The organism is Kitasatospora sp. NEAU-69, assembly GCF_057158765.1.
Window position 1 is genome coordinate 121618 of record NZ_JBWXUE010000013.1, and the last position, 14192, is coordinate 135809.

General features: G+C 71.3%; 13 protein-coding genes and 1 tRNA gene. 6 read left to right on the plus strand and 8 right to left on the minus strand.

Annotated elements, in window-relative coordinates; genetic code table 11:
* Positions 1–68: 68 nt before the first annotated feature.
* Genes AC060L_RS17250 through AC060L_RS17260 form a run of 3 tightly spaced genes read right to left on the minus strand, consistent with a single transcriptional unit; the run spans position 69 to position 3431 of the window.
* Complete coding sequence (locus AC060L_RS17250; protein ID WP_483799642.1) at positions 69–620, minus strand: hypothetical protein; 552 nt, start codon at positions 618–620, stop codon at positions 69–71.
* A complete protein-coding gene (locus AC060L_RS17255) occupies positions 607–2313 on the minus strand; it encodes a VWA domain-containing protein (RefSeq protein ID WP_483799643.1) in 1707 nt (568 codons plus the stop codon). The genes AC060L_RS17250 and AC060L_RS17255 overlap by 14 nt, the downstream gene beginning before the upstream one ends.
* Positions 2313–3431, minus strand: coding sequence for a hypothetical protein (locus tag AC060L_RS17260; protein ID WP_483799644.1), 1119 nt, complete (start codon positions 3429–3431; stop codon positions 2313–2315). The genes AC060L_RS17255 and AC060L_RS17260 overlap by 1 nt, the downstream gene beginning before the upstream one ends.
* Positions 3432–3745: 314 nt before the next feature.
* On the opposite strand from AC060L_RS17260, the gene pyk reads away from it, so the two are divergent.
* Positions 3746–5191, plus strand: coding sequence for a pyruvate kinase (gene pyk / locus AC060L_RS17265; protein WP_483799645.1), 1446 nt, complete (start codon positions 3746–3748; stop codon positions 5189–5191).
* A 259-nt stretch (positions 5192–5450) separates the two neighbouring features.
* Positions 5451–6005, plus strand: a complete 555-nt coding sequence (locus AC060L_RS17270) for a DUF4190 domain-containing protein (RefSeq protein ID WP_483799646.1) — start codon at positions 5451–5453, stop codon at positions 6003–6005.
* A 33-nt stretch (positions 6006–6038) separates the two neighbouring features.
* Here AC060L_RS17270 and AC060L_RS17275 read toward each other — a convergent pair whose 3' ends face one another.
* Positions 6039–6518 (minus strand): VOC family protein, encoded by a 480-nt coding sequence (locus AC060L_RS17275; protein ID WP_483799647.1) that lies wholly within the window; start codon positions 6516–6518, stop codon positions 6039–6041.
* Between the two features lie 266 nt (positions 6519–6784).
* Between AC060L_RS17275 and AC060L_RS17280 the strand changes: the two genes are divergently transcribed.
* Positions 6785–7741, plus strand: coding sequence for a quinone oxidoreductase family protein (locus tag AC060L_RS17280; protein ID WP_483799648.1), 957 nt, complete (start codon positions 6785–6787; stop codon positions 7739–7741).
* 3 nt (positions 7742–7744) lie between these two features.
* Here the strand turns inward: AC060L_RS17280 and AC060L_RS17285 are convergent, their stop codons facing one another.
* Positions 7745–8518 (minus strand): helix-turn-helix domain-containing protein, encoded by a 774-nt coding sequence (locus tag AC060L_RS17285; protein ID WP_483799649.1) that lies wholly within the window; start codon positions 8516–8518, stop codon positions 7745–7747.
* Between the two features lie 119 nt (positions 8519–8637).
* Positions 8638–8712: transfer RNA gene (locus AC060L_RS17290), tRNA-Leu, on the minus strand.
* 62 nt (positions 8713–8774) lie between these two features.
* On the opposite strand from AC060L_RS17290, the gene AC060L_RS17295 reads away from it, so the two are divergent.
* Complete coding sequence (locus AC060L_RS17295; protein ID WP_483799650.1) at positions 8775–9455, plus strand: ANTAR domain-containing response regulator; 681 nt, start codon at positions 8775–8777, stop codon at positions 9453–9455.
* Positions 9456–9551: 96 nt separating this feature from the next.
* On the opposite strand, the gene AC060L_RS17300 is transcribed toward AC060L_RS17295, so the two are convergent.
* The gene (locus AC060L_RS17300) at positions 9552–10031 is read right to left on the minus strand and encodes a PaaI family thioesterase (RefSeq protein ID WP_483799651.1); all 480 of its coding nucleotides are present in this window, start codon (positions 10029–10031) and stop codon (positions 9552–9554) included.
* A 268-nt stretch (positions 10032–10299) separates the two neighbouring features.
* Between AC060L_RS17300 and polA the strand changes: the two genes are divergently transcribed.
* Complete coding sequence (gene polA / locus AC060L_RS17305; protein WP_483799744.1) at positions 10300–12984, plus strand: DNA polymerase I; 2685 nt, start codon at positions 10300–10302, stop codon at positions 12982–12984.
* 496 nt (positions 12985–13480) lie between these two features.
* Here polA and AC060L_RS17310 read toward each other — a convergent pair whose 3' ends face one another.
* Entirely contained in the window at positions 13481–13990 is a 510-nt protein-coding gene (locus tag AC060L_RS17310; RefSeq protein WP_483799652.1) for a hypothetical protein, read from the minus strand.
* Between AC060L_RS17310 and AC060L_RS17315 the strand changes: the two genes are divergently transcribed.
* Positions 13989–14153, plus strand: coding sequence for a hypothetical protein (locus AC060L_RS17315; protein ID WP_483799653.1), 165 nt, complete (start codon positions 13989–13991; stop codon positions 14151–14153). The two genes, AC060L_RS17310 and AC060L_RS17315, sit on opposite strands and share 2 nt — an antisense overlap.
* Positions 14154–14192: the final 39 nt, after the last annotated feature.

Sequence of the window (14192 nt, forward strand, 5' to 3'; positions counted from 1 at the left end):
GACCTTCTGGGGCGGGGGGGCGTGGGAGCCGGGACCCTTGTCTGAGGGTTCCCCGTCTCCACGTCTTGTCAGGCGTGCGGCGACTCGTCCAGCAGCCTGCGCACCCGGTCGGTGAACTCGGCGGCCGGGTCCGGGCCCTGCGGCTCCAGCCGCCACCAGGACCGGCCGCGCTCGTACCAGTCCAGCACGCCGGGCACCGACTCCCGTACCACCGGGCCGAGTTCGGCCGCGCTCGCGGGCGAGAGCCGCAGCGCCAGCTGCTCCACGAGTCGGCGCGCCTCACCCGCGGCCGGCTCCGGCCAGCTCTGCCGCGCGATCCGGGAGCGGTGCGCGGCCAGCTCGACGGCCAGTCGCTCGACCGGCGTCGGGCCGCCCGTCGGCGGGTCCGACTTCTCGGTGAGCGACCAGACCAGCAGCGCGCCCGCGCCGTACAGCCCGCCGGCCACGCCCGCGCTCCAGTAGCCCAGCCCCGCGACCAGCGAGACCACGACGCCCGCCGCCGCGCCGCCGCAGCCGGCGTAGTGCGGCCAGCTGCCGAGGTAGCCGGGGGAGCGCTGCTCGGGGGCCGGCGCGGCGTCCGGTCCGGTGTCCGGCTCGGCGGCCGGCTTACTGGTAGCCACGGATCTCCTCGAAGACGCCGTCCAGCGAGCCCGTCATGCCGTCGAAGAGCTGCCCGCCGGTGGTGTCGGCGATGCCCTGCAACTGCGGCAGCGCGCCCTCGCCGAAGTGGATCGGGAACACCGGCACCGCCTTCCCCGACGGCGGCAGCGCCTGGTAGAAGGCGGTGAAGTCGGTGGCGGAGGCGCCCTCGTTGCTCTCGCCGTCCGTCATCAGCACGATCGAGGTGAACCGGTCGTCCCGGGCCTGCGCCTGCTGCGCGGCGACCAGCCGGTAGGCCGTCTCCAGCGTGCTGTAGATCGCGGTGCCGCCACCGGCCGACAGGCTCTGCACGTCCGCCTCGATCGCGGCCAGCTCGGCATCCGGCGCGTCGGCCGGGACCTGGTGCGTCCGCTGCCACTTCACGTCGTCCGCGAAGGAGATCAGCGTGACCTCCTCGCGGTCCCGGAACCGCCGTTCGCCGCGGGTGTCGTCGGTGCCGGTGAGCAGCGTCAGCGCCTGTTTCAGCTTGGCCAGCCGGTCGCCGGCCATCGAGCCGGAGGTGTCCAGCACGTAGACCGTGCGGGACGGGCGGCGCAGCTGGTTCTGGTACGCCGCGAGCAGCGCGTCCGCGACCGTCCGGCTGCCCGGGAACGGCAGTTCGGCCCGCGGATCGGTGGGCAGCCCGGCGGCCGGCGCGACGCCCGGGGTGACCGGTCGGCGCTCGGTGGTGTCGGAGATCCTGCGCTGCACGTCCTCGCGGAGCAGGTAGGTGGTCAGCCGCTGGAACGCGTCCCGGGCCCGGCCGGACGAGGAGTTCAGCAGCGTCAGCGGGTAGTTGGCGGTCACCACGCCGTCCAGCGGGCGGATCACGGTCAGCTGTGCCCCGGCGGGCAGCGTGCGGTTCAGCGACAGCAGCACCGACTCGTAGTTCACCAGCGCGCCGACCTGCGTCCCGGTTTGTGGTCCACCCTGGACCGAGCGCTGGTAGGCCTGGGCGAGCCAGCCCGAGGAGCCGGAGGTCAACTTCTGTCCGGCGAAGAAGCGTTGCAGCGCCGGGGCCGCCCGGGTGACGTCGTCCTGGGTCAGCGCCGAGGTCGCGCCGGAGAAGGCCGAGGCGAGCCCGACCAGCGCGGACAGGCCGGAGTTGGAGCGCGAGGGGTCGGACATGCCGAAGGTCAGCCGCCCCGCCGACACCGCGTCGGCCACCTGTGACCAGGTCGTCTTGGCCGGATCCCAGCCGAGCCCCGGCAGCAGCGAACCGCGCACGCCGATCGCGACCGGGGAGACCATCACCGGCGTCTCGGAGAGCAGCTTGGCGGCGCCGGCCGGGTCGAGGCGCAGGTAGTGGTCGGACGGGAACCAGAGCGCGTCGTACGCCTGCTCGGCCTGGCCCGAGGTGACCGCGTCGGCGCCGTCCAGCGTGCCGGTGTAGGCGAACTGCACGCCGACCCCGGTGGCCTTCTGCGCGTCGGCCAACACGGCGGTCATGTCCTGGAGTTCGCTGCCCGCCAGGACGCGCAGGGTGACCGCTGCGCCGCTGGGCGCCGGGCCGAGCGAGACGCTGTCACCGGTGGCGGCGCCGGTACTGCCGCTGGGCGCCGGCTTCGGCTTCGGCGGCTCGGACGTGCACGCGGCCGCGCCGGTGAGCAGCAGTGCCAGGGCGCCGCCGAGCGCGGAGCGGCGGGAGAGGTGTTCGGGGGGCCTGACGTCCATCAACTGCTTCCTTCGGCCGTGGCAGCCATCTTCTGCAGGATCTCGCTGGTGGGCGGCGCCGCCTGGAACGCGCCGACCTGCGTGACGTCCGCGGCGAAGCCGTTGGCGTTCCTGCCCAGCGCGGTCGCCAGCGCACCCGGGTCGGCGGCCGGGCGGAACCCGAACCGCGCCTCCAGCTTGCGCAGTTGCGGGTCGTTCTGGAGCGCGTTGGCGAACGCCGCGGCCTTCGGCGTCAACTCGACGACGGTGTGGTCACTCTGGATGGTGGTGTCCGGATAGAGCACCACGACGTCGCTCGGCAGCTTGCCGGCGGCGGCCAGGGAGGCCACCTCCGACTCATAGGTCCAGATCAGCGGCCGGCCGACGTCCGACAGGATGTCCTTGACGAGCTCGTCACTACTGGCCAGCAGAGCGCCCTGGCTCTGCGTCAGATCCTGCAGAAACGGTCGCATCGAGTCGATCGCCGCCTGGTTCGCCACCACCTGGGCGTTGTTCTGCAGGTAGGACATCACCGCCAGGTAGAGCGCGGCGGAGGAGGAACTGGCCGGGTCGGTCGTGTTGATCATCAGCCGGCCGCGCAGCTGCGGGTAGGCCCCGGCGGGGTCGACCGTCTGCCAGAGCAGATGGTTGTCGAAGTCCTGCCGGTAGGCGTCCATGTCGATCACCTGCACGCCGTTCGGGCCCTGTTTGACCAGCGGCTTGAACGCCGTCGTCCCGGCTCCGATGGGCTTGAAGGCCTTCAGTGCCTTGACCGTGTCCGTCCTCGCGACCACCACCAGCGGCGAGTAGAACGGCCGGTCCGGCACGCTGTTCAGACTGCCCTTGATCGAGGCGGCCGCAGTCGAACTGGCCGGGAACGCGAAGTCGTAGCGCCCCGGCGCGGCCTGCACCAGCTGGCCCATCTGCCAGGAGCCCGCGTGATCGACGTGCACGCTCAACTTGTCGGCGGCGAAGGCCTTCTGGACGTCCGGACTGTTGAAGAAGTCGACCTTCTCGGAGCCGATCAGACCGGTCACCGTGGTCAGTTGCTGCGGTGGGCAGCAGACCTTCGCGACCACCACCGCGACCACGGCGGCCAGCAGTGCCAGGGCGACCGTCACCCCTATCAGACGCCTCATCCGACCTCATCCCCCATGGTGGATCCCCCCGTTGACGCACTCCCGTGACGCACTCCCGGGGGATCCTCAGGATCCGAAGGCTCCCGCGAGGCGCCGAGCGGCGGCCGTCCGGCCGGTGAACCAGGGGTGAACAGGCCTTCACGGATCTGCATCGTCCGCCAGCCTTCGACGTCAACCCGTCGCGTCAACTGGCCGATCGGACAACAGGAGTCACGAATCGTCAGAGATGGACAGGGGGGCTTCGGAGAATTAAGCCAAGCTTCCCGCAGTAGTCACCCGGCGGTCTGTCCGAACGTCGTTGTTACGCACCGGTAATGCATACCCTCGGACTCATGCGCCGAGCAAAAATCGTCTGTACTCTCGGGCCTGCCGCCGACTCGTACGACCAGATCAAGGCCCTGGTCGACGCCGGCATGGACATCGCCCGCTTCAACCTGAGCCACGGCTCCCACGCCGAGCACGAGGAACGGTACCGCCGGGTCCGCAAGGCCTCGGACGAGACCGGCCGCAGCGTCGGCATCCTGGCAGACCTCCAAGGCCCGAAGATCCGGCTGGGCACCTTCGCCGAGGGGCCGGTACTCCTCGAACGCGGCGACGAGTTCACCATCACGGTGGAGGACGTCCCCGGTGACAAGGAGATCTGTGGCACCACCTACCCCGGACTCGCGGCCGACGTCGCCCGCGGGGAACGGATCCTGGTCGACGACGGCCGGGTCAGCCTCGAAGTCACCCACGTCGACGGACCGCGGGTCCACTGCATCGTGATCGAAGGGGGCCTGGTCTCCGACCACAAGGGCCTCAACCTGCCCGGAGTCGCCGTCTCGGTGCCCGCGCTCAGCGACAAGGACGTCGCCGACCTGCGCTGGGCCCTGCGGATCGGTGCCGACCTGATCGCCCTCTCGTTCGTCCGCAGCGGCAAGGACATCGAGGACGTGCACACCGTGATGCGCGAGGAGGGCCGCTTCCTCCCCGTCATCGCCAAGGTGGAGAAGCCGCAGGCGGTGGAGAGCCTCGAATCCATCGTCGACGCGTTCGACGGCATCATGGTCGCCCGTGGCGACCTCGGTGTCGAAATGCCCCTGGAACAGGTCCCGTTGGTGCAGAAGCGGGCCATCAAGCTCGCCAAGCGCAACGCCAAGCCGGTCATCGTCGCCACCCAGATGCTCGACTCGATGATCAACGCCTCCCGCCCGACCCGCGCCGAGGCCTCCGACGTCGCGAACGCCGTGCTCGACGGCACCGACGCCGTGATGCTCTCCGGCGAGACCTCGGTCGGCAAGTACCCCATCGAGACGGTCAAGACCATGGGCCGGATCATCGAAGCGGTCGAGGACGAGGTGCTCACGGCCGGCCTCCCGCCGCTGACCACGAGCAACAAGCCGCGCACCCAGGGCGGCGCCGTCGCCCGCGCGGCCGCCGAGATCGGCGACTTCCTCGGCGCGAAGTACCTGATCGCCTTCACCCAGAGCGGCGACACCGCCCGCCGCCTGGCCCGCTACCGCTCACCGATCCCGGTGCTCGCCTTCACCTACGAGCCCGCGGTGCGCAGCCAGCTCGCGCTCACCTGGGGCGTGGAGACGTTCCTGGGCCCGTTCGTCCCGACCACGGACGAGATGGTCGCCCAGGTCGACGCGCAGCTGCTCAGCCTCGGGCGCTGCAAGCGCGGCGACATCGTGATCATCACGGCCGGCTCGCCCCCGGGACTCTCCGGCTCGACGAACCTCGTCCGGGTGCACCACGTGGGCGAGCTGGACAACTGACGGCCCGCCCCGGCTCGCGGCCCCCGGTGGACCTTGGGTTCCGCCGGGGGCCTGTCGCGTCCCTGCGCCTGCTCCGGGGCCGCCATGCCATCCGGGCCGGTCGGTCTGATCCGCTAAGGTCACGCCGCGCGGTGAGCGCACGGACGAGTGGGTTGGAGCGGGCGGGGTGGGCGCGGTGGAGACGGTGGGGACGGACCGGCAGGACTTGCTGACGCGGGGCGAGCCGGCAGCCGGCAGGGCGTACGAAGGTGACGACCTGTTGCGCGTCAACCGGTTCGCGCGCTGGGCGCGGCTGAGCGGGCTGCTGGCGCTGGTGCCGCTCGCCGTGGTCTTCGCGGTGATCGGGCTGGTGCAGGTGCGGCGCCGTGGGCAGCGCGGCAAGGCGGCGGCGATCACCGGGCTGGTCGCGGCGGCGGTGTGGTCGATGGTGCTGGTCAACCTGGTCAACCTGGTCGACCTGTCCGGCTCCGCCGTCCAGCGCAACAAGGACGGCGGGGTCTCCCAGACCCAGGCCGACAGCGTCTTCGACCTGCACCCGGGGGACTGCTTCACCGTCCGCTCGCGCACCGACGACGGCGGGATCCAGTGGGTCGTCCTCGACCCGTGCGACCAGGGCCATGACGGCATGGTGTACGCCACGCCCACCCTCGCCTACCAGGCGGGCATCCCGGCCGACACGGCCGCCGGCGATGCCTGCAAGAAGGCGCTGCCGTCGTCCGTGCCGGCCGGCACCCCGGTCGGCTACATGTACCCGGACGCGCTGCAGTACTCCACCGGGCACGCCTGGGCGTCCTGCTACACCGAATCCCGCTGATTCGGCGGGGTCCGGCCCGGTCCGGCCGGGGGCTCAGCCGCCGTCGTACGCCTTGCGCAGGGTGGCGATGTCGAGCTTCTTCATGGCGAACATCGCCTCGGTGGTCCGCTGCGCCTTGACCGGGTCCGGGTCGCTGATCCACTGGGGCAGGTCGGCCGGGACGATCTGCCAGGAGACGCCGTACTTGTCCGTCACCCAGCCGCAGGCGACGTCCTGGCCGCCGTCGGTGAGCTTGGTCCAGTAGTGGTCCACCTCGGCCTGGTCCGCGCAGAAGATCTGGAACGAGACGGCCGGGTTGAAGGTGTACTGGGGGCCGCCGTTGAGGCCGAGGAAGCGCTGGCCGTTCAGCTCGAACTCGACCGTGAGCACGCTGCCGGTCGGGCCGGGGCCGGCCTCGGTGTAGTGGGTGAGCCGGTCGATCCGTGAGTGGGGGAAGAGCGCGACGTAGTAGTCGGCCGCCTCCTCTGCCTGGCCGTCGAACCACAGGCAGGTGGTGAATCCGGTGCTGGTCATCGGGGCCTCCCGGGTAGCTGGCAGGGATGGTTTCCGCTGCTCAGAGGAGTCTGACGGATCGTCAGGTGGGAGGGCCTGATCCGGGGGTCCGTCGGAGTGGCGACCTCGGTGGGTGTCGGCGGTCTCGGGGAGGTGGGCCGGGAAGTGGGCCGGGGGGTGGGCTGGGGAACAAGCGTACGCTTAGCTCTGGACAAGCGGCCCCCGTGGGTGTTGGCTGGCGAGCGTCCACCGAGTTACCCCGCAGTAGCCTGTTGTAGGGAGTGCCCGTGCGCGCCATCCAGATCACCGAGTTCGGCGGCCCCGAAGTCCTGCGCCTCGTCGACCTGCCGGACCCGGTCGCGCAGCCCGGCCAGCTCCTGCTCGACGTCTCCGCGATCGGCGTCAACTACGCCGACACCCACTCCGTCGAGAACACCTACCTCTCCAAGAGCGTGCTCCCGATGGTCCCCGGCGCCGAGGTGGTCGGCCGCACCGCCGAGGGGCGGCGCGTGGTCGCCCTGCTCGACGGCAACGGCGGCTACGCCGAGCGCGCCGTCGCCCGGGAGGCGATGGCCCACGACCTGCCGGACGGCGTGACGGACGGCCAGGCGCTCGCACTGATCGTGCAGGGTCTCACCGCCTGGCACCTGCTGCGCACCTCTGCCCGGATCGCCGAGGGTGAGTCGGTCGTCGTGCACGCGGCGGCCGGCGGCACCGGCTCGCTGGCCGTCCAGCTCGCGAAGCGGTTCGGCGCCGGCCGGGTGATCGCCACCGCGTCGAGCAAGGAGAAGCGGGAGCTCGCGCTGGAGCTCGGCGCCGACGTCGCCGTCGAGGCGGAGGCCGAGGGCCTGAAGGAGCGGCTGATCGAGGCGAACGGCGGCGCGAAGGTCGACATCGTCCTGGAGATGACCGGCGGCCCGGTCTTCGACGCCTCCCTCGCCGCACTCGCGCCGTTCGGCCGCCTGGTGACGTACGGGATGGCCTCGAGGGTGGCGCCCACGCCGGTGGCCGCCGCGCAGTTGATGGGACGCTCGCGCGCGGTGGTCGGCTTCTGGCTGATGCACTGCCTCGGCCGCCCGGGCATGTACCGCGAGCCGCTGGCGGAGCTCTTCGCGATGGTGGCGGACGGGAGCCTGAAGCCGCAGGTGGGCGGCGTCTACGGGCTGTCGGAGGTGGCCCGCGCACACGAGGACCTGCGGGGGCGGCGGACTGTGGGGAAGCTGGTGCTGGACCCGCGGGGGTAGGGGCTAGCTTTTGGGGCCGATGTGGAGGTCGAGGAGGGCGACGGAGGCTCGGCGGGCGATCGAGATGTTGATGGCTCCGGTCGGCCGCCGCGCGGCCTTCCATTGCACGCTGACCGCCTCGAGCGTGCTGGTGAAGATGCCGATGATGTCGGTGGACGTGTTGGTGAAGAAGTAGCGCGGGTACTCGTATCGCTTGGTGGCGCCGTTGGCCGTCCTGGTCGTCCAGTTGACGATCCGGCAGCCGTCGGAGTGGATCAGCCCGCGCAGCAACTCCCAGGGGTGCGCGTCCACGATGGCCTGCTGCCACGGCGTGAGGACGATGCTGCGCTCGTGCTTCTTGCCGGGGCCGTGCTGCGGAAAGAGGCAGGGCCAGTGCTTGCTGGTGCTGACCACTGACGTGCACCCGGGTGCGGGCACTCGCAGCACGCTACTGCTGGGCATTACCGCGCGGATCGCCTGCGCGCACTCCTCGATCAGGCCGGGCCAGGCGTTGCCGCAGGCGATCCGCAGGGCGTAGACGGACCTGCGGCTTTCGCTCAGGCAGCCGTCGCCGAGATAGAGGCCTAGGAGGTAGGCGTAGGCAGCTGGTGGGCGGTCAACGGCCAGGCGGTCCATGGCTATCGGGCACTCGGCGGTCATGGATGGGCTCGGGGTGATCCGAAGTGTCCATTGCCGGAGGGTGAATCGCGAGATGCCGGTTGCGCGGCTGACCTCGCTGAAGGTGAGGCCCGAGCGGTGCAGAGCCATGGCGTGAGCCCTGGCGGTCATGTCGTACATGTGGCCGAGTGTCAGTAGTGGCACGGCCTGGGAAAGCAGAAATTGGCGATGCTCCACTCGCGCGAGTGAAGATCGCCAATCATTGTCTTTCCGTACTGACCTTCAAATCGAAGGAAAAGTGCCCCGAGTGGGATTCGAACCCACACTGGAAGGTGTTTGAGACCTTTGCCTCCTGCCGGTTGGGCTATCGGGGCCTAGCAATCGAAGGTTGGTGCCCTGATCGCGTGTATCAAACATACAGGGTCTAGGTACCCTCATGCATGCACCCCCCGCCGGAACGAGGAGCCCCGTGAGCACCGCCGACGAGCAGCCCCAGGCGCTTGAGACCGACTTGCCCCAGATCACCCGAATCGTCATCGCCGAGGACGAGGCGCTCATTCGCCTTGACCTGAAGGAGATGCTGGAGGAGGAGGGCTACACCGTCGTCGGCGAGGCGGGGGATGGCGAGACGGCGGTCAAGCTGGTCGAGGAGCTGCGGCCCGATCTGGCGATCCTCGATGTGAAGATGCCGATCCTGGACGGGCTGTCCGCCGCCGAGCGGATCCACGAGGCGCACCTGGCGCCGGTGCTGATGCTGACCGCGTTCTCGCAGCGGGAGCTGGTGGACCGGGCGCGGGATGCCGGGGCGATGGCGTACATCGTGAAGCCGTTCTCCAAGAGCGACCTGGTGCCCGCGATCGAGATGGCGGTGTCCCGGTACACCGAGATGCGCACGCTCGAGGAGGAGATCGCCGACCTCACGCAGCGGTTGGAGACCCGCAAGCTGGTGGACCGGGCGAAGAGCGTGCTGCAGACGAAGTTCGGGCTGAACGAGCCGGCCGCGTTCCGCTGGATCCAGAAGACCTCGATGGACCGCCGGATGACCATGGCCGCCGTTGCGGAGGCCGTGATCGAAGAGGGCGAGGCGCAGGACCGCAAGAAGGCCGAAGAGCAGTAGGCAGCGGGTACGGAGAAGGGGGCGTGCCCGAGTGGCGCGCCCCCTTCTCGGTACCCCGGTTCGGCCGAACTGTCGTCCGGTGAACCGAAGTTGCCGCTACAGGTCGCGCAGTGCGCAGGTCAGCCGGCAGCTGGTGATGCGGCGGCCGGTGTCGTCGGTGATCGCGATCTCGTACGTCGCGGCGGTGCGGCCCTTGAAGACGGCGGTCGCGACGGCGGTGACCAGGCCCGAGGTGGCCGAGCGGTGGTGGGTCACGTTGAGGTCGACGCCGACCGCGTAGCGGCCGGGGCCGGCGTGCAGCATGGCGCCGATCGAGCCGAGCGTCTCGGCGAGCGCGGCTGAGGCGCCGCCGTGCAGCAGGCCGTACGGCTGCTGGTTGCCCTCCACGGGCATGGTGCCGACCACCCGGTCGCCGGAGGCCTCGACGACCCGGATCCCCAGCTTGTCGCCGAGGTGGCCGCCGGAGAACGTGGCGGGGGTGACGCCGAGCTTGGCGAAGTGGTCCAGCACGTCCTGCGGGACGTCGAGCACGGGGCCCCGTGCTTCAGCGGCCTCGGTGGGGGTCGGCTCGCTCATGCGTACGTCATCTCCTGCCGGTCGAGGGTGGCCGCGGGGGCGGCCTTCTCGTGATCGTACGACCGGCGGTCCTTGCCGGGTGAGAGAGGGCTCAGCTGCGGCGGAGCGTCCCCTGCGACGTGGGGCCCGGTGTCGGTGCGGTGTCGGTGCGGGGGCCTAGGATCGAGGGCGGATGTTGGAGTCGGCAGGAACGGACGTTGACGTGGCTACGCAGAGTGCGACCGGCAGTGCACATGGTGACGGCGCGGCGGGGGCACGGCCCCGGCTGATGCTGCTCGACGGCCATTCGCTGGCGTACCGGGCGTTCTACGCCCTGCCGGTGGAGAACTTCAACACCTCCACCGGGCAGCCGACCAACGCGGTCTACGGCTTCGCCTCGATGGTCTCCAACACGGTGCGGGACGAGGCGCCGACCCACCTCGCGGTCGCCTTCGACGTCTCCCGCAAGACCTTCCGCTCCGAGGCGTTCCCCGACTACAAGGCGAACCGGGCGAAGACGCCGGACGAGTTCCGCAGCCAGATCGGCCTGATCGGCGAGCTGCTGGACGCCATGAAGGTGCCGCGGATGGCACTGGAGGGCTTCGAGGCCGACGACATCATCGCCACGCTCGCCACCGCCGCCGAGGCGGCCGGCTTCGACGTGCTGATCGTCACCGGCGACCGCGACTCGCTCCAGCTGGTCACCGAGCACACCACGGTGCTGTATCCGACCAAGGGCGTCTCCGAGCTCACCCGGTACACCCCCGAGAAGGTCGCCGAGAAGTACGGCGTGACGCCGAGTCAGTATCCGGACCTGGCCGCGCTGCGCGGCGACCCGTCGGACAACCTGCCCGGCATCCCCGGCGTCGGCGAGAAGACGGCCGCGAAGTGGGTCAACCAGTTCGGCTCCTTCGACGAGCTGGTGGCCCGGGCCGACGAGGTCAAGGGCAAGATCGGCGAGAAGCTGCGCGAGCACCTCGACTCGGTCAAGCGCAACCGGATCCTCACCGAGCTGGTGCGTGACGTCGAACTGCCGCTCGGCGTCACCGACCTGGGCCGCGTCCCGTTCGACCGGGAGGCGGTCGGGCAGCTGATGGAGAGCCTGGAGTTCCGCAACCCCAACTTCCGCGAGCGGGTCTTCGGTCTGGACGTCGGTGCGGCGGCCGAGGCCGAACAGGCCGCCGCCGCACCGGCCGTCGAGGTCTCCGGCGAGCTGCTCACCGAGGCCGGTGCGCTGGCCGGCTGGCTCGCCGGGCACGCCGCGGGCGACACCCCGGTCGCGCTCGCCGCGACCTACAGCTGGGCGCTGGGCAGCGGTTCGGTCACCGAGGTCGCGCTGGCCACCGAGGCCGGGGCGGTCTGGTTCGACCCGGCCGAGCTCGCCGAGCAGGACGAGCGGGCGTTCGCCGGCTGGCTGGCCGACGCCGGGCGGCCCAAGGCGCTGCACATCGCCAAGCAGGTGATGCGCGCGTTCGCTGAGCAGGGCTGGACGGTGGCCGGCGTGGTCGCCGACACCGCGCTCGCCGCGTACCTGGAGAAGCCGGGCCGACGCACCTTCACGCTGGAGGTGCTCGCCGAGGAGTACCTGTCCCGCTCGCTCACCCCCGCCGCCGCGGCCGAGACCGGCCAGCTCGCCTTCGACGCGCCGGAGGAGGACCCGACGGCCGGCGCCCAGGCGCTGATGGTGCAGGCCCGCACCGTGCTCGACCTGGCCGCGCTCTTCGAGACCCGGCTGGCCGAGGTCGGCGCCGTCGAGCTGATGCACGAGATGGAGCTGCCGATCGCCGCGCTGCTGGCGCGGATGGAGCGCACCGGCATCGCCGCCGACCGCCCGTGGCTGACCTCGCTGGAGAACCAGTTCGCCACCGAGATCCAGCGCGTGGTGGAGGAGGCGCACGCCGCCGCCGGGCGTCCGTTCAACCTGGGCTCGCCCAAGCAGCTCCAGGAGATCCTGTTCGGCGAGCTCAACCTGCCGAAGACGAAGAAGATCAAGACCGGCTTCACCACCGACGCCGACGCGCTGACCTGGCTGGCCACCCAGACCGACAACGAGCTGCCGGTCATCCTGCTGCGCCACCGCGACCAGGCCAAGCTGCGCACCACGGTGGAGGGTCTGCTCAAGACCGTCTCGCCGCAGGGCCGGATCCACACCACCTTCAACCAGATGGTCGCCGCCACCGGCCGGCTCTCCTCGCAGGACCCGAACCTGCAGAACATCCCGGTCCGCACCGAGGAGGGCCGGCTGATCCGGCGCGCCTTCGTGGTCGGCGAGGGCTACGAGTCGCTGCTGACGGCCGACTACTCGCAGATCGAGCTGCGGATCATGGCGCACCTCTCCGAGGACGAGGCGCTGATCGAGGCGTTCGCGACCGGCGAGGACCTGCACACCACGGTCGCCTCCTCGGTCTTCGGCGTCGAGCCGGGCGCGGTGGACGCGGAGATGCGCCGCAAGATCAAGGCGATGTCGTACGGACTGGCGTACGGGCTCTCCGCGTTCGGCCTCTCCCAGCAGCTCGGCATCAAGCCGGCCGAGGCGCAGGGCCTGATGGACACGTACTTCGAGCGCTTCGGCGGCATCCGCGAGTACCTGCAGCGGGTCGTCGAGGAGGCCCGGGCCACCGGGTACACCGAGACGCTGCTCGGCCGCCGCCGCTACCTGCCGGACCTGACCAGCGACAACCGCCAGCGCCGCGAGATGGCCGAGCGGATGGCGCTGAACGCCCCGGTCCAGGGCTCGGCCGCCGACATCGTCAAGATCGCGATGCTCCGGGTGGACGAGGAGCTGACCAAGGCCGGGGTCCGGTCGCGGATGCTGCTCCAGGTGCACGACGAAATCGTGCTGGAGCTGGCTCCGGGCGAGCGCGCCCAGGTCGAGGCGATCGTCCGCGAGCAGATGGCCGGCGCCTACGACCTGCGCGCGCCGCTGGACGTCTCGGTCGGCGTCGGCCCCAACTGGGAGGCCGCGGCGCACTGACGGACCGTCGGCGGCCCGGGCGGCACCGGGGCACCGGGCAACCCGCCCGGTGCCCCGGCCACTCGCTCTGCGTTCTGCGCTCTGCGGGTGCCCGGCCCCGCACCCGGTGTCCGGTGGGGGTGGGCGGCCCGCTACGATCCGCGGCGGAAAACTGCTGGTGGACGAGGTTGGGGCGGGCGCAGGTGTTGGAGAACTCCGAGAACGAGGCAGTGGCGGACGGCGATGAGCCGGAGGACAAGCCGTCGGCCGCCGGCGCACTCCCCGCCGCCCCGGCTGAGCCTGTCGCTCCGGCCGAGCCGGCAGCTGAGCCGGAGGCTGTTGCCGAGTCGGATGCCATAGCGGAGTTGCCCGCGTCGGCAGCTGTTCCTGCGGAGCCGTCGCCTGCGGCGGAGCCGGAGCCGGAGGCCACTGCCGATTCTGCTGCCACTGCGAAGCTTCCGGTTCAGGCGGCTGATCCGGCCAAGGCCGATGCCGAGGCCCGGTCAGGACTTCGGGCTCACGATGTCGCGCAGCCGCCTGCTCCGCAGTCGCTCGCTCTCGCGAGCCGTGTCGCCGGTCGTCGTGGGCTTGCGATCACGCTTGCTGCCGCGGCGCTGGTGGTGGTCGGTGGGGCGCTGTGGCTGGTCTCCGGCAGTGGGGCGAGCCAGGCGGCGCCGGTGGCGAGCCCGTCGGCAACCGCGAGCGCGTCCGCCCCGGCCTCGGGCTCGCCTTCTGACAGCCCGTCGGCATCACCCTCCGCGTCACCGAGCCCGTCGCCCTCACCCAGCCTCACCCCGCCGGCGCCGGTGACCAGCGCGCCGGTGGCCGAGACCCAGGCGCCCAGCGAGGAACCCAGGACCACCCGGCCCGCGACGAGCGCGCCGCCGCACACCGCGTCCGCCGCGCCGGCGCACAGCATGGCGACGAAGCCGACGCTCGCCCCGGCCGCGCCGGCGCCGAGCGCGCCGAGCGTCTCGCAGCCGCCGCTCAGTCGGATCTCCCCGGTCCCCTGCACCGAATGCAGCATGGGGACGCCTGCGGCCTCGACGGCTTCCTGCGCCCGGGACTCCCGCGGCGTCATCATGACCTGCGATCCGGTCAGGATCGGGATCCCGATCCCGCGGCCGGACACCCAGAGCCCGTTCGTGCCGCAGTCGGTGCCGACGATCTCCTACGCGCCGATCCCCTGACCCGGTCCCACTTCCTCGGGTTCGCCCGTCCGGTCGGTT

Coding starts and splice junctions, on each gene's coding strand:
- AC060L_RS17255 (WP_483799643.1), bottom strand. CDS start 2,313: ATGGACGTCAGGCCCCCCGAACACCTCTCCCGCCGCTCCGCGCTCGGC.
- AC060L_RS17260 (WP_483799644.1), bottom strand. CDS start 3,431: ATGAGGCGTCTGATAGGGGTGACGGTCGCCCTGGCACTGCTGGCCGCC.
- pyk (WP_483799645.1), top strand. CDS start 3,746: ATGCATACCCTCGGACTCATGCGCCGAGCAAAAATCGTCTGTACTCTC.
- AC060L_RS17275 (WP_483799647.1), bottom strand. CDS start 6,518: ATGACCAGCACCGGATTCACCACCTGCCTGTGGTTCGACGGCCAGGCA.
- AC060L_RS17285 (WP_483799649.1), bottom strand. CDS start 8,518: ATGTACGACATGACCGCCAGGGCTCACGCCATGGCTCTGCACCGCTCG.
- AC060L_RS17295 (WP_483799650.1), top strand. CDS start 8,775: ATGCATGCACCCCCCGCCGGAACGAGGAGCCCCGTGAGCACCGCCGAC.
- AC060L_RS17300 (WP_483799651.1), bottom strand. CDS start 10,031: ATGAGCGAGCCGACCCCCACCGAGGCCGCTGAAGCACGGGGCCCCGTG.
- polA (WP_483799744.1), top strand. CDS start 10,300: ATGCTGCTCGACGGCCATTCGCTGGCGTACCGGGCGTTCTACGCCCTG.
- AC060L_RS17315 (WP_483799653.1), top strand. CDS start 13,989: ATGGGGACGCCTGCGGCCTCGACGGCTTCCTGCGCCCGGGACTCCCGC.
- AC060L_RS17310 (WP_483799652.1), bottom strand. CDS start 13,990: ATGCTGCATTCGGTGCAGGGGACCGGGGAGATCCGACTGAGCGGCGGC.